Below are 13,368 nucleotides of genomic sequence, written 5' to 3'. Positions count from 1 at the left end.
CATCGACGGCGTCGCCCGCACCGCCGATATTCGCCTCGCCGTGCACCAGATTCGTCATTTCCTCGGCCAACTTGCGTTGCGCTTCCCGAGCGTGCGGGCGTTCGGCGGTGGCCACCTCGAGCTCGATCAGCTCTTCGCGGGAGAGGAAGGTGAACCAGCGCAGGTAGCGCACGACATCGGCGTCGGCGGTATTCACGAAGTACTGGTACCAGGCGTAGGGGCTGGTCATCTCCGGGTCCAGCCACAGGCTGCCGCCACCGGTCGACTTGCCGAACTTCTTGCCGTCGGCCGAAGTGACCAGCGGCAGGGTCAGCGCATGGACCGACGCACCGTCGATCCGGCGGTTCAGTTCAACGCCCGCGATGATGTTGCCCCACTGATCCGATCCGCCGACCTGCAGCGTGCAGCCGTGCTTGCGGCGCAGCTGCAGGTAGTCGTTGGCCTGCAGCAGCATGTAGCTGAATTCGGTGTAGGAGATGCCCTCGCCGTCGAGGCGGCGCTTGATGGTGTCGCGGGCCAGCATGACATTGACCGAAAAGTGCTTACCGATATCGCGCAGGAAGTCGATGGTCGACAGCTGGCCGGTCCAGTCCATGTTGTTGGCGATGATCGCGCCGGTGGGTGAGTCGTCGAGATCGACGAAGCGCTCCAGTTGCGAGCGGATCCGGGCCGCCCACTCCGCAACGGTGTCGGTCGAGTTCATCGCGCGCTCGCCGACGTCGCGCGGGTCGCCGATCAAGCCGGTGGCGCCACCGGCCAGCACGATCGGGCGATGGCCCGCGCGCTGGAAGCGCCGCAGCGCGAGCAGTGGGACCAGGTGTCCGGCGTGCAAACTGGCCGCAGTGGGGTCGAAACCGGCGTAGAGGGTCAGCGGGCCCGCGGTCGTCGCTGCGCGCAGGGTGTCCAGGTCGGTGGACTGCGCGATCAGTCCGCGCCAGGTCAGTTCGTCGATGATGTCGCCGCTCACGCCTGCGCCTCGCTGGCGCTCGGCTCCGCCGTGCGCGCGGCGCGCTGGCACATGGTTCGCTCACTTCGTTCGCTCACGCTGTCCTATCTTTCCGCACCGGTGCCCGCGACCGGCATGCCCCTCAGTGTCACTGTGCGCCGCTGCGCAGGTCGAACGAATTTCCGGGACCACTCAGCGGCGACGAACCGACCGCCGACAAGGCCCACGAAAGCGGGTATCTGCCGGAACACGACAACGATCGGCAGACCGGGGTCTGCCGATCGTGTGGGTTATTCGGATATTCAGCGAGCCGACAGGTCGCGCACCGCGATGATGCTGTCGCGCCGCTGCCAGGCGATCCAGACCAGCGCCGCGCCCAGTACCAGCGGGAAGGGCGCCAGGGCGGGCGCGCCGAGCAGGAACACCTGGGTCAGCGCCGCACACACCATGGTGATGGTCAGGCCGACGGCCGCCGGGCCGTTCAGGCGGGGCACCAGCAGGCCGATGCCGCCGGAGAGCTCGACCACGCCGGTGAAGTAGCGGAACCACTGTCCCCAGCCGATGGTGTCGAAGGATTCGACCGCCGCGTGTGCGCCCAACAGCTTCGGGGCGGCGGAGGCGACGATGAGGAACAGCGCGATCAGGATCTGTACGGTCCACAGCGCGATATTCATCTTCTTGCCGGGGACGGTGGCGATCGGGGCGGCGGAGGCGATGGCGGTCATGGTGTCTTTCCTTCGGGTCGGTTGCGCCGGGTGGAGCGCGTTCAACAGATAGGACGGACACCGCGGCGAAAACTCATCGCTCGCCCCAAAAAATCCTGTCACCAGGCGTTATATCGCCTCGATCGGCGCGCGCGGGCTGCGCCGGTAGACCGAGACGGCAGGCGATGCGAGCCAGAATCGCCACGCCACATCCGCCGCACTGCTGACGCCGACCCGCGGGCCGCTGGCGATCTCGGCGGGGTCGATCGCGCCGTTGAGTTCCAGCCGGATCGGCGACGCCGGATCGAATAGCGGAATTCCGTAGTCGCTCAGCGTGATTCCCAGTGCGCTGCCGAGATTGCCTGGGCCCCTTGCCAAATCGGCATCGGTGCGGGCCGCGGGGCGTCGCGCCCACGCCGTCTCCAAGCCCGCGACCACCTCGCCGGACCGGATGAGCACCGCGCTCGCCGTGCCGTCCGGCCCGCTGGTCACGTTCACGCACATGTGCATCCCGTAGCTGAGATAGACGTACAGCACCCCGGCGGGGCCGAACATCACCGCATTGCGCTTGGTTCGCCCGCGACCGGAATGCGATGCCGGATCCGGCCATGGTCCGGCCGGATCGCCGCCGTACGCCTCGGCCTCGACGATCCGCACGCCTACCGGTCCGGCCCACAGCGTCGAGCCGAGCAGTCGCCGGGCCGCGGCGGGCGGTTCGACCGCGAGTTCCTCACTACGCACGACTCACCATTGTTCCCGACATCAAACGTAGCGGCTGTGCTGGCCGGAGCGCAGGGTGATCAGATCGTCGATGATCACCGCGGCGTAGCCGACCGCGACCAGCACCGCGAGCTGCGCCCAGGCCACCGACGCGACACCGATCGGGATGGTCGCGGCCACCGCGGCGGCAGCGATGAGCCGAGACCATGGGCGCGGCAGACCGAGGGCGAGCCGGAAACAGAATTGGCCGAAGAAATAGAGGGCGACACCGCCGGAGAGCGCCGATGCGGCCGCGATGGAGGCGGGTTCGTTGCCGTGCGCGATGGTCATATTGATGCCAGCCGCGGTGACGGTGATGCCGATAAGCAGCGGGTAGAGCGCGTAGCCGTAGGCGAGTACCGCGGGACGTGAGCGTTCTCGGTCCGGGACCGCGGCCAGCGCGAGCTCACCGCGGTCGTCATCGATACCGAAGTACGCCCACCACAGCACATAGGCCAGGCAGAGGCCGAGCGCGACGGTGGCGACCAATGGCACGGTGAGCTTCTCCCCCGCCAGACCGACGCCGATCGCGACCACCGATTCGCCGATGGCCACGATGATCACCAACCCGTTCCGCTCGCAGAAATGGCTGGCCCGCACCACGAAATCGCGGGTGTCGGCCAGATAGGGGCTGAGCACCTGCACCGCAAACGCCGCGCACCAGCACAGGTACTGCGACCATCCGTGCACGAAACCGCCCGCGAGTACGAGCGCCGCGGCGAGCGCGTTCAACGGCGCGATGCGTTTGATCGCCTGCGTAGCCGATGCGCCACCGCTGACCCAGAACAGCACGGTGTGCACGGTATTGACCAGGACGTAGCCGAGCCCGAATGCGAGGCCGGTGCCGTGGAAGGCGTCTGGGATGGCCAGTGCCAGCACGAAGAATCCGAACATGCCGATCAGCAGCAGGGTGCGGCGCTGCGAACTGTTCGGCGCCACTTCGTTGGTGAGCCAGACATATCCGCTGTACATCCACCAGATGACCCCGAACAGAACCATCACCTGCGCCAATGACGCCCACCCCGGATGGTGGGTGAAGACATGGGTCAACTGGGTAATGGTGAAAACGAAGACGAGATCGAAGAAGAGTTCCAGGGTGGAAACCCGGACCTGTCCCCCGTCCACGTCGGTTTGCGTGGTCTTGCTGTTCACGGCATGAGCGTAGAACGGTGCGCAGGGTACGGCGCGCCGAGTGGCCGGGGCTTTGCCGGAGGCGAACGGTCAGCCGTTCAGGCGGTCTCAGCCGAGCACATCCGTCCCCATGTACAGCCCCTTGAGCTTGTTCGGGTTGACCTGGAAACGCAGGTTGTGGATGTGACCATCGATGATGTCGTAGGTGAACGCCGCCACCGGATTTCCGTCGATGAGCGCCAGCGCGCCGAGTTCGCCATTGATATGCGCCGGTTCGAGTACTACGCCAGCGACGGTCGGCTTGGCGAGTACACCGAGAACCCAGCGGGCCACGTGGTCCGGGCCGTAGAGCGGACGCCGGGCCGCGGTGACCACGCCGCCGCCATCGGACCAAGAGGTCACATCGGGGGCGAGCAGATCCATCAGCGCGTTGAGATCGCCACCGTTACAGGCGGACATGAACTGTTCGGTGATATGCGCGCGCTCGGCCTTATCGGTGTCGAAACGCGGACGACGCGATTGCACATGTGAACGGGCCCGGTGCGCGATCTGGCGGACGGTGGCCTCGGGCTTGTCGAGGGTATCGGCGATTTCGGCATGGCTGTAGCCGAAGACCTCGCGCAGCAGGAATACCGCACGCTCCACGGGATTCAGGGTTTCCAGCACCACCAGCATCGCGGTGGAGACGGTATCGGCCAATTCGGTCTCCTCGGCGATATTCGGTGATGTCAACAGGGGTTCGGGAAGCCATGGGCCGACGTAGGTTTCGCGTTTGGCCTTGGCGGAGGTGAGCCGGTTCAACGAAAGGTTGGTGACCGTGCGCACCAGATAGGACTTGGGATGCTGGACGGTCGACTGGTCGGTTTCGTTCCACTTCAGCCAGGTGTCCTGAAGGATGTCCTCGGCATCGGTGACGGTGCCCAGCATCCGGTAGGCGGTGGAGAAGAGCAGCCGCCGGTGTTCGATGAAGGGATCCTGCGCGGGCGTAGCGTCAACCATTGGGCTCATGCTCCTGATCCAGGTCCGGATCTGGAAATCGAGATGTCCGGACGAACACGACAGCCGACCCGGCCGCCCGCCTGGGATGGCGGGCGACTGATCCGGGCCGGTTCCTCATGCGGTCTGGCGAGTCGCCTTGCCACCCTTGGACAGTTGGACCGAGACCGTCATCTTGTTGCTGAGCTTGAAGCTGGGTACCGGGCTGCTGCTCACACCTTCCTTGTACCGCACCGCGGCGCGCCCGGTCAGGTAGAACCGCCCCGGAGTGTCGTCGGCCTTGGTGAACTGGATGACCGCGTCCTTGCGGCCCAGGCTGACCGGCTGGTGGAAGTAGCCGAATCGGAACGGCTGCACCGACTTACCCTTCAACTGCCGCGCAATGGCATCGGCGGTGTAGGCGGCGGTCGGCAGGCCGGACTGGCAGGTGCCGTGGATCTGCCCCCAGGCCTGGCGCACCGCGGCGGCGTCACCGATGGCGTGGACAGTGGGGTGCGAGACCGAGCGCAGGGTCGGGTCGACCACGATCAGTCCGCGCGCGTCGGTTTCGATGCCCGCCTGTGCGGCCAGCGGTGAAACCCGGACGCCGGTGGTCCACAGGGTCAGATCGGCCGAGAGCAGTTCGCCATCGGCGAGTTCGACCGCATCGGGCAGCACCTTGGTGACCGCCTGGCCGATCTCGCGGGCGACGCCGAGCCGGTCGAGCGCCTTGTTCAGATAGGCGCGGGCCTTATCACCCATCATCGCGCCCGGTTCGGTGCTGCTGATCAGTGTGACCTTGGCGCCGGGAAAGCTTTCGGCGATTTCGGCCGCCGCCTCGATACCGGTCAGACCGCCGCCGCAGACCGCGACGGTGCCGCCATTGGCCGCGACCAGTGCAAGATGTTCGGAGAAACGGTGCGCGGTGCGCGGATCGTTCAGGGTCCAGGCGTGATCGGCGGCGCCGGGCACGATGCTGGTGTCGGTGCTACTGCCCAGTGCGTAGATCAGCTCGTCGTAGCGCAAGGTGGCGGTGCCGTCGAGGTAGACCCGCTGGGCCTCGGGATCGATCGAACTCACCCAGCCCTGGACGAATTCGATGCCCGAGCCAGCCAGGATCTCCGGAATCTGATTGTCGGCCAACTCCTGGCCTGCGGCGACCTGGTGCATGCGCAGCCGCTCGGTAAAGCGCGACGACGGATTGACGATGGTGATCTGCACATCGAGTTTGCGAGTCCGCCGGGCCAGCCGGATGGCGGCCAGCATGCCGGTGTAGCCCGCGCCGAGTACGACGATCCGCTGCGTGGTGGGCTCACCCGTCACCCGGCCGCGACCCCGCAACGAATCGCTACGCGATGCTGTATTCATAGTTGCTCCCATGGTCGGTGTCACCGGGGCAGGTTTCTCGGTTGGTGACGACCATGGGACAAACCACCTACCCTGGACGTGACAGTCGCATGATGTGACGCGCGTCACGCGCTGTTGATACCGCTGATTTCGACCTCTACCAGCGGAAACAACGGGATCAATGCTTTCCGAGCGCCTCGGTTCGGATCAACTGGAACAGGCTCGGGTTATCGGTCGTGGTGACCACGCTGACGATCTTGCGCGCGAACAGGTCGCCCTCGGCCAGTCGCAACAGCGCCGCGGCCAGGTCGACGCGCGCGGTGTACCGGTGATCGGCATGCCCCTCGACCATCGTGTAATCGGTGACGGCGGGCAGCGCGTACAACCCACCGGGACGCACCACCGTCCACTCCAGATCGCTCGCCGCCAACAGCGCCTCCATCCGCCGCATATCGTCGTAGAGCGTCTTGCCCATGACGCGCACGATGTAGGGCTGCAGCACCCGGTTGAACAGCAACCCGGCCTCCGAGTAGTGCTTCGGATCGACCGCACTCGATGAGACGGCCGCGATCCGGCGCACGCCGCGCCGCCGCATCGCGGCGATGATGTGGCGAATCCCCTCGGAGTAGGTGGTGATCTGCGCCTTGCTGTACGGAACGCCCAATGCGGACAACACCGCATCGGCTCCGGCGACGGCCGTATCGACCGAATCCGGTTGGTGGACATCACCAGCGAAGACCGTGAGCCGACCGTGTTCGATCGGGAACTCATCCGGACGACGGGTGACCGCGACGACGTCATGCCCCGCGGCAAGGGCCTGCTCGGTCAGCAGCCGCCCGGTGGAGCCATTGGCTCCGAAAACGATGATGCGCATGACTTACTCCTGATGTTCGGTATGCCTTCGACGCCGGCCCATCCGAGCGTCGGATCATACGGAAACCATAACAACTAATTTGAGAGTCATACAACATGACAGACGTAACAAAAGCGGAGGCGCGGCGACATCGGCAATCGGCCACTGCGGTCAAGGCGTCGCTGCGCGATCTGAACATCCAGCTGTCGCTGCTCAACCGGCAGTTCGGCACGAAGATGGCACTCGAGGACGCCGACTGGAACTGCCTGGACCTGATCAACCAGCTCGGCCCGCTCAGCCCGGGCGCCCTGGCCCGGCTGGCCGGAATGCATCCGGCGACCATGACCGGCGTGCTCGATCGCCTGCAGCGCGGGGGCTTCATCACCCGGGAACGCGATCCCGCAGCCGCCGACCGCCGCGCCGTCACCGTGCGCGCCACCCGAGACCGCAACCCGGAGCTCTACCCCATGCTCTCGGGCATGAACAGCCGCATGGACGATCTGTGCGATCGCTACTCCGAGGCCGAACTGGATCTGATCGCGGATTTCCTGCGCCGCACCGCCGCGGCCGGGCACGACGCGGTCGCCGAACTCGCCGACGACTGACCCACCGGAATCAGGGACGAAATCGGGATGCTCCCGGATGTGGGCGGTTAGTGCCGATCCCTACCGTCGTCGCATGTCTTCGGTTTCCCGGCCGCGCTGGTTGCGGCGGTTGCTCCTGATTGTCGGGGCGTTCGCGACGGTATTGCTGCTTTCGGTCGGCGGCTGCGTCACGTGGGTGTATCACAGCGCGGTCGTATCCACAGTCGGCAGTACCGATTTCAGCAATGAGCTCGCGATCCCGCCGCTGGCGCAGTCCCGGATCCGAGAAGATGGCACCCGCGTCTTCGAACTCGATATGCGCTCGGGGCGAAGGGAATTCCGTCCGGGGCAAGCCACCGAGACTTGGGGGTTCAACGGCGACTATCTCGGGCCGACACTGCGGGCCCGACGTGGCGAACGGGTGGAAGTCGAAGTCCGGAACAAACTCTCGGAGCCGTCGACCGTGCACTGGCACGGCATGCATCTGCCCGCCGCGATGGACGGCGGACCGCATCAGATGGTGCAGGCCGGTGGCATATGGACACCGCAGTGGACCGTGGATCAGCCCGCGGCGACACTCTGGTACCACCCACATCCGCACGGCGCGACCGAACAGCACGTCCGGCGTGGGCTCGCGGGCATGTTCCTGCTCGATGACGAGGTGTCCGAAGGACTTTCGCTGCCCAAGAACTATGGCGTCGACGATCTGCCCGTCATTGTCCAGGATGTGAAATTCCGTGGGAACCAGCTCGATTCGTCTCATGGCATATTCCGCGATATCGGTTTCCTCGGCGACCGGACCATGGTGAACGGCACCCTGACGCCGTATCGGAATGTCGGCGACGAACTCGTGCGGTTGCGGTTGCTCAATGCGTCGACCGCGCGGGTCTACACCTTCGGGTTCGCCGACGACCGCCGATTCTCCCTGGTCGCTACCGACGGCGGCCTGCTGGAACGCCCCGTCGCACTGGACCGGGTGCGATTGTCGCCGGGCGAGCGCGCCGAGATCGTGGTCCGGGTGCGACCGGGTGAGCGAACTGTGCTGCGCAGTACGAAACTCGATGCGGGGCTGGACTTCTGGGCGCAGCGCTTCGCTGGCGGTGACGACAGCTTCGACATCCTCGAGTTGCGCGCGGCGCCGACACTGCGACCCTCGCCCGAAATGCCGGTGGCACTGGCACATCCGTCGACCCCCGACGGTTCCGACTCGGTGACCGAACGCAACTTCGAGCTGCAGTTGAGCGGAATCAACGGCAAGCCGATGGCAATGGACCGAATCGATTTCACCGTCACCAAGGGTACGGCCGAGACCTGGACGGTGCACAACAGCGACGGCATGCCGCACAACTTCCACATCCACGATGTGCAGTTCCGAGTCCTCGAACTGGACGGCGCGCCGCCGCCGGATGCGTTGACCGGACCGAAGGACACCATTTTCCTGCCACCCAACGCGCGGGCGAAGATCGCGCTGCGGTTCGACGGACCCGCCGATCCGAACTCGCCGTACATGTATCACTGCCATCTGCTCTGGCATGAGGACCAGGGCATGATGGGCCAGTTTGCCGTGGTCGAGCCGGGACAGTCGGCCGGAACTCCGGCACATAACCAAAGCCATCACTAGACGCGAAGCCCGCGGCGCGCTAAATTCATCACACAGTGAATTCAACACCCGATGAATTGAGGCGTCTCATGACGGACCTGCACTCATCTCCCGCTGTAGAGGTACGCAACCTCTTCGTGCGCCGCGGCGGCCGCGAAGTTCTGCACGATATTTCGCTGACGATTCCGCGCGGCTCCATAACCGGGCTGCTCGGACCGTCCGGCTGCGGCAAGACCACCCTCATGCGCAGCATTGTCGGCACCCAGATCGTGGAATCTGGTGAGGTCTCGGCGCTCGGCATTCCGGCGGGCGCGGCGGAACTGCGGCGCCGGATCGGCTACGTGACCCAGGCGCCGAGCATCTACCCGGATATCAGCGTGCGCGAGAACGTCGCCTACCACGCCGCGCTCTACGGCCGCGACCGCGATGACACCGACGAGGCCATCGCCGCGGTCGGTCTGCTCGAAAATGCCCGTCAGCGCGGTGACGAACTCTCCGGCGGCCAGCAGACCCGCGCCTCACTGGCCTGCGCACTGGTCGCGCAGCCCGAGGTGCTGATCATGGACGAGCCGACGGTCGGTCTGGATCCCGTGCTGCGCGTCGATCTGTGGAAGCAGTTCCACGAATTGGCCGCGAACGGGACAACGCTCCTGGTGTCCAGCCACGTGATGGACGAGGCCGAGCACTGCGACAAACTGCTGCTGCTGCGCGAAGGCAAACTCCTCGCCCAACTCAGCCCTGACGAACTGCGCACCGAAACCGGTGAACAGAACCTCGAACAAGCCTTCCTCACCCTGATCACGATGGGACGTGCGGCATGACTACCACCCTCGTACCCCCACGCCGGATGCCGACCCTGCGCCCGTACGTCGCGACAACCGGGCGCATCCTGCGCCAGTTGCGCAACGACCACCGCACTGTCGCAATGATTCTCGTGGTTCCGGCGGTGCTGATGACACTGCTGTACTTCATCTATAAAGACACCCCGCCCAATCCGCTCAACCCGGTGCCGATCTTCGACCGCGTCGGTATGAGCATGCTCGGCATCCTGCCGTTCATCGTGATGTTCCTGATCACCGCGATCGCCATGCAGCGCGAGCGCACCTCGGGCACGCTGGAGCGGCTGCTGACCACGCCACTGTCCAAGCTCGATCTGCTCGCCGGGTACGGCACCGCCTTCTCCCTGGCCGCGGCCGCCCAGGCGGCGGTGGCGTGTCTGGTCTCCTTCGGTCTGCTCGGCCTGAATTCGGCGGGCAGTCCGGCCTGGGTGGTGGTGATCGCGATGGTCGACGCGATCTGCGGTGTGGCACTCGGTCTATTGGCAAGTGCCTTCGCGCGCACCGAATTCCAGGCCGTGCAGTTCATGCCGGTCGTGGTCGCGCCGCAGATCTTCCTGTGCGGGCTACTCGTTCCACGCGGGCAGTTGCCGGGCTGGCTGGAGGCGATCAGCAATGTGATGCCGTTGAGCTACGCGGTCGATGCGCTGCAACAGGTTTCGACACATCCGGAGGTCACCGGGCAGATGTTCCGGGATCTGCTGGTCGTGGCCGGATTCGCCATTGTCGCGCTGTGCCTCGGCGCGGCCACCCTACGGCGGCGGACCGCGTGACCGAGGCGACCAACGGCGATCGCGGCACCCGCTCCGGGCGTCGGCCAGGACAATCCGGCGCCCGCGAGGCGATCCTGTCCGCCGCCCGCACTCGCTTCGCCGAGGGCGGTTTCGATAAGACCTCGATCCGTGCCGTCGCCGCCGACGCCGGGGTCGATCCGGCATTGGTCCACCACTACTTCGGGACGAAACAGCAGTTGTTCGCCGCGGTGGTCGAGCTGCCGGTCGATCCGGAGGCGACGCTGCGCCGGATCGAGGCCGCACCGCTGGATCGGCTCGGGGAGACCATTATCGGCTCGGTGGTCGCGGTCTGGGACTCCCCCGCCGGTCCCGGGGTGGTCGCGGTGGTGCGCAGTATGCTCGCGGGCGGTGACGACGCGCTGGCCAGGACCTTTGTGCTGGATATCGTGCTCGAACGGGTGCGGGTGCGGATCGCGACGCCCGAGGATGACGGCCGAGCCCGGGTCGCTCTGGTCGGCACCCAGATGATCGGGGTGCTGGTCGCGCGCAAGATTCTCGAAATCGAGCCGCTGGCGTCCATGCCGCTGGCCGATCTCGTCGCCGCGGTGGGGCCTACTCTCCAGCGCTATCTCACCGGTGAAATCGATACCGCCACAACATGATCAGCGTTTCAGCGGGTACCGACCGAGTTGGCGCCCGCTCGGCGGATCGCTGCCATCGCTGTGCGGGTCGTACGAACGCCCGGTGGCACCCGCGATGGTGTGCCACCGAGCGCATGCCCGATCAGGCGTCGGCGTGCTGGCTGGTAAAGGCGGTGTGCTCCGCGTCGGTGACATCGCGGGCCTCATCGATCAGCAGCACCGGAATGCCGTTCTCGATCGGGTAGGCGCGGCGCAGGCGTGGGTTGTAGAGCGCGGTGGCGCCCTTGTCATCGCGGACCAACAGCAGCGGACCCTTGTCCTGCGGGCAGGCGAGCAGGCTCAACAGTGTGGCGTCCAAGGCGGTTTCCTCCGGCATGATCGATAACTTACCCGGCGCCTAGCACGGCTCCGCACCGGAACCGGCTGACGGCGACGGCTCCCGCCGGAACGAGATGTAGCGATGACCGAAATAGCTGGCGATCGCGACAAGTCCCATCACCACCACCGCCGACGGCTTACTCGGCAGGTGCAGTACCGAGACAGCCAGCGACAGCAACGCCATATTCATCAGCAGGCCACCGGAATTCACGCCGACGAACCGGAGGAAATCGCGGATCACGTGGCCGCGCACCCGGAAAACCAACGTCCGATGCAGTACGAATGCGATCACGATGCTGATGGCGTAGGCCAGCACCACCGCGACCGCAGGTGGCACGCTCGCGCCGAGGATCGCCAACCACATGACGGTCAGCCCCATCCCCAGCGCGGTATTCACGACGCCGACGGCCGCGAACGCGATCTCCTGCCGCTTGACGATGCGCAGCAGCGGTCCCGGGTCCTCGGACTCCGCTGGCCTCGGCACCATCGCCTTGGCGGCGTCCGAGCCCACCGGATCTCCCGCGCCCGCATTCACCGAATTCGCCGCACCCGTGGTCACCGGATCGCGTCTGCCAGATCGGGCTGGGCCGTCGCCGGTTCCGGCGTCTCCGCATCCGCGGTCGCCAGGTCGGCGGGCTCGTCATCGGGCCGCCGACTCCGCAGATACAGCCACTGCAGCACACCCAGTCCGGCCAGGCCGAGCACCGCGGTAGCGCCGCCGATCTTCCAGCCGGGCGGACGCCAGCTCACGACCAGGTCGCCGTTCTTGGTACCGGCCGGAACATCCACGGTCACAAAGATTTTCGCGACCACCCTGATCGGAACATCCCTACCGTCCAGCGTCACCCGGTAGCCCGGCCAGCCGAGCCGCGCGAAGACGATCTGCCCGCCGTTCTCCGAATTCACCCGCACCCGGCTGGTCATATCCGATTCCGAGACCGAGGTGGCGGTCACGCCCGTCGTATCGGCGACCCGGCCGTTCTGGGTGGAGACCAGCCCGTTCTCGCGCTCGAGCACCGCGATATAGCGCTCATGGCCCGGGTAGTCGACCCACTTCCAGCCGGGCGGCGCGGGTTGGTTGCGTGCATCCGGGTACAGCGCTCGTTGCAGCACCACCCGGTCCACCTTCATCAGATCGACGATGGTCCGGCCGGTGGTCGGTTCGGTCGCGAACGCGCGGCGATAGGCATCCGGGCAGACACTGGTATCCCAGCGCATGCACAGCATGTCGCCGAACCAATAGTGCCCGTTCGGGGTGTAGCCGCTGACGTAGGTCAGCTCGAGATCCTTGGCGTAGTTACCGAATACCAGCGATCCGTACGCGCCCTGCAGTGTGCGCTCATTGGGCTGGATCAGTCCGCGATCGGCGAGTTGCAGTGTGGTGCCGGGGAATTTGGGGAAGGCGCGCTTCATCTCGGCGCGGTTCTCCGGCAGATTCCAGCTCATCGGCGTCGGCTGCACCATATTCACCTGGAGGAATGCGATCGGGAACACCGCAACGATGGCCAACGCGCAGGCCGCGGCCGTCCCCCGGTTGCGGCCGAGCCACACCACAGCGGCCCCGAGTGCCGCGACGGCGGCCACCGAGACCAGATGCCAGCCGATGCGGTGCGGATCCGCCGAGAAGGTCCGCGCGAGCAGCAGTCCGAGCAGCAGCGCACCGGCAATGCCGCGCCGCCGCCAGTCCGCGAAGGTGGCATAGCGCCCGAGCAGCACGCACACCAGCACCAGCAGTCCGAGCGCCAGCATCGGCAGCACCCGGGCGGGCCAGCGCAGCGGGCCGATGGTGCCGGGTCCGGCGGTCCACATCAGCGCCATGATCGCGTCGACTTGACCTTGAAGATGCTCAGCCGCACCAGCGGGTGGGCGACCCTGTTCTC

Annotated in this window: 14 protein-coding genes and 1 pseudogene; 5 read left to right on the top strand and 10 right to left on the bottom strand. The window is 66.3% G+C overall.

Annotated elements, in window-relative coordinates:
* From tyrS to ABZW16_RS40005, 7 genes are all read right to left on the bottom strand, one after another.
* On the bottom strand, window positions 1-967 hold a 967-nt coding region (gene tyrS, locus ABZW16_RS40035), incomplete at its 3' end, for a tyrosine--tRNA ligase (RefSeq protein ID WP_354961367.1).
* Window positions 968-1,248: 281 nt separating this feature from the next.
* Window positions 1,249-1,671: a DoxX family protein gene (locus ABZW16_RS40030; protein ID WP_354961366.1), complete on the bottom strand. Its 423-nt coding sequence runs from the start codon at window positions 1,669-1,671 to the stop codon at window positions 1,249-1,251.
* A gap of 108 nt (window positions 1,672-1,779) precedes the next feature.
* A complete protein-coding gene (locus ABZW16_RS40025; protein WP_354961365.1) occupies window positions 1,780-2,391 on the bottom strand; it encodes a DNA-3-methyladenine glycosylase in 612 nt (203 codons plus the stop codon).
* A 21-nt stretch (window positions 2,392-2,412) separates the two neighbouring features.
* A complete protein-coding gene (locus ABZW16_RS40020; RefSeq protein WP_354961364.1) occupies window positions 2,413-3,561 on the bottom strand; it encodes a low temperature requirement protein A in 1,149 nt (382 codons plus the stop codon).
* An 87-nt stretch (window positions 3,562-3,648) separates the two neighbouring features.
* Window positions 3,649-4,548: an RNA polymerase sigma-70 factor gene (locus ABZW16_RS40015; RefSeq protein ID WP_354961363.1), complete on the bottom strand. Its 900-nt coding sequence runs from the start codon at window positions 4,546-4,548 to the stop codon at window positions 3,649-3,651.
* A gap of 105 nt (window positions 4,549-4,653) precedes the next feature.
* Window positions 4,654-5,883: an FAD-dependent oxidoreductase gene (locus ABZW16_RS40010; RefSeq protein WP_354961362.1), complete on the bottom strand. Its 1,230-nt coding sequence runs from the start codon at window positions 5,881-5,883 to the stop codon at window positions 4,654-4,656.
* 157 nt (window positions 5,884-6,040) lie between these two features.
* Window positions 6,041-6,736, bottom strand: a complete 696-nt coding sequence (locus tag ABZW16_RS40005) for an NAD(P)H-binding protein (protein WP_354961361.1) — start codon at window positions 6,734-6,736, stop codon at window positions 6,041-6,043.
* A gap of 95 nt (window positions 6,737-6,831) precedes the next feature.
* On the opposite strand from ABZW16_RS40005, the gene ABZW16_RS40000 reads away from it, so the two are divergent.
* The 5 genes from ABZW16_RS40000 (at window position 6,832) to ABZW16_RS39980 (ending at window position 11,131) form a co-directional block, all read left to right on the top strand.
* Complete coding sequence (locus ABZW16_RS40000; RefSeq protein WP_354961360.1) at window positions 6,832-7,320, top strand: MarR family transcriptional regulator; 489 nt, start codon at window positions 6,832-6,834, stop codon at window positions 7,318-7,320.
* A 73-nt stretch (window positions 7,321-7,393) separates the two neighbouring features.
* Window positions 7,394-8,920 carry a multicopper oxidase domain-containing protein gene (locus ABZW16_RS39995; protein WP_354961359.1) on the top strand — a complete coding sequence of 509 codons (1,527 nt, stop codon included), beginning with the start codon at window positions 7,394-7,396 and terminating at the stop codon, window positions 8,918-8,920.
* 68 nt (window positions 8,921-8,988) lie between these two features.
* The gene (locus ABZW16_RS39990; protein ID WP_354961358.1) at window positions 8,989-9,720 is read left to right on the top strand and encodes an ABC transporter ATP-binding protein; all 732 of its coding nucleotides are present in this window, start codon (window positions 8,989-8,991) and stop codon (window positions 9,718-9,720) included.
* Complete coding sequence (locus ABZW16_RS39985) at window positions 9,717-10,508, top strand: ABC transporter permease (RefSeq protein ID WP_354961357.1); 792 nt, start codon at window positions 9,717-9,719, stop codon at window positions 10,506-10,508. Before ABZW16_RS39990 ends, ABZW16_RS39985 begins: the two co-directional genes overlap by 4 nt.
* Window positions 10,505-11,131, top strand: coding sequence for a TetR family transcriptional regulator (locus ABZW16_RS39980; RefSeq protein WP_354961356.1), 627 nt, complete (start codon window positions 10,505-10,507; stop codon window positions 11,129-11,131). The genes ABZW16_RS39985 and ABZW16_RS39980 overlap by 4 nt, the downstream gene beginning before the upstream one ends.
* Window positions 11,132-11,252: 121 nt before the next feature.
* Here ABZW16_RS39980 and ABZW16_RS39975 read toward each other — a convergent pair whose 3' ends face one another.
* The 3 genes and pseudogenes from ABZW16_RS39975 to ABZW16_RS39965 form a co-directional block, all read right to left on the bottom strand.
* Entirely contained in the window at window positions 11,253-11,486 is a 234-nt protein-coding gene (locus ABZW16_RS39975; protein ID WP_354961354.1) for a Trm112 family protein, read from the bottom strand.
* 21 nt (window positions 11,487-11,507) lie between these two features.
* Complete coding sequence (locus ABZW16_RS39970; RefSeq protein ID WP_354961368.1) at window positions 11,508-11,975, bottom strand: GtrA family protein; 468 nt, start codon at window positions 11,973-11,975, stop codon at window positions 11,508-11,510.
* A gap of 68 nt (window positions 11,976-12,043) precedes the next feature.
* A pseudogene (locus tag ABZW16_RS39965) lies at window positions 12,044-13,368 on the bottom strand (hypothetical protein); the annotation flags it as partial.

Source organism: Nocardia sp. NPDC004604, from assembly GCF_040609795.1.
Taxonomy (GTDB): Bacteria; Actinomycetota; Actinomycetes; order Mycobacteriales; family Mycobacteriaceae; genus Nocardia.
The sequence above is the reverse complement of the archived record's forward strand: the minus strand, read 5'-3'. Positions and strand labels throughout refer to the sequence as shown.

Excerpts from the sequence above, each read along its gene's own strand:
- ABZW16_RS40030 (WP_354961366.1), bottom strand. The coding sequence starts at position 1,671 with ATGACCGCCATCGCCTCCGCCGCCCCGATCGCCACCGTCCCCGGCAAG.
- ABZW16_RS40015 (WP_354961363.1), bottom strand. The coding sequence starts at position 4,548 with ATGAGCCCAATGGTTGACGCTACGCCCGCGCAGGATCCCTTCATCGAA.
- ABZW16_RS40010 (WP_354961362.1), bottom strand. The coding sequence starts at position 5,883 with ATGAATACAGCATCGCGTAGCGATTCGTTGCGGGGTCGCGGCCGGGTG.
- ABZW16_RS40005 (WP_354961361.1), bottom strand. The coding sequence starts at position 6,736 with ATGCGCATCATCGTTTTCGGAGCCAATGGCTCCACCGGGCGGCTGCTG.
- ABZW16_RS40000 (WP_354961360.1), top strand. The coding sequence starts at position 6,832 with ATGACAGACGTAACAAAAGCGGAGGCGCGGCGACATCGGCAATCGGCC.
- ABZW16_RS39995 (WP_354961359.1), top strand. The coding sequence starts at position 7,394 with ATGTCTTCGGTTTCCCGGCCGCGCTGGTTGCGGCGGTTGCTCCTGATT.
- ABZW16_RS39990 (WP_354961358.1), top strand. The coding sequence starts at position 8,989 with ATGACGGACCTGCACTCATCTCCCGCTGTAGAGGTACGCAACCTCTTC.
- ABZW16_RS39985 (WP_354961357.1), top strand. The coding sequence starts at position 9,717 with ATGACTACCACCCTCGTACCCCCACGCCGGATGCCGACCCTGCGCCCG.
- ABZW16_RS39975 (WP_354961354.1), bottom strand. The coding sequence starts at position 11,486 with ATGCCGGAGGAAACCGCCTTGGACGCCACACTGTTGAGCCTGCTCGCC.
- ABZW16_RS39970 (WP_354961368.1), bottom strand. The coding sequence starts at position 11,975 with ATGGTGCCGAGGCCAGCGGAGTCCGAGGACCCGGGACCGCTGCTGCGC.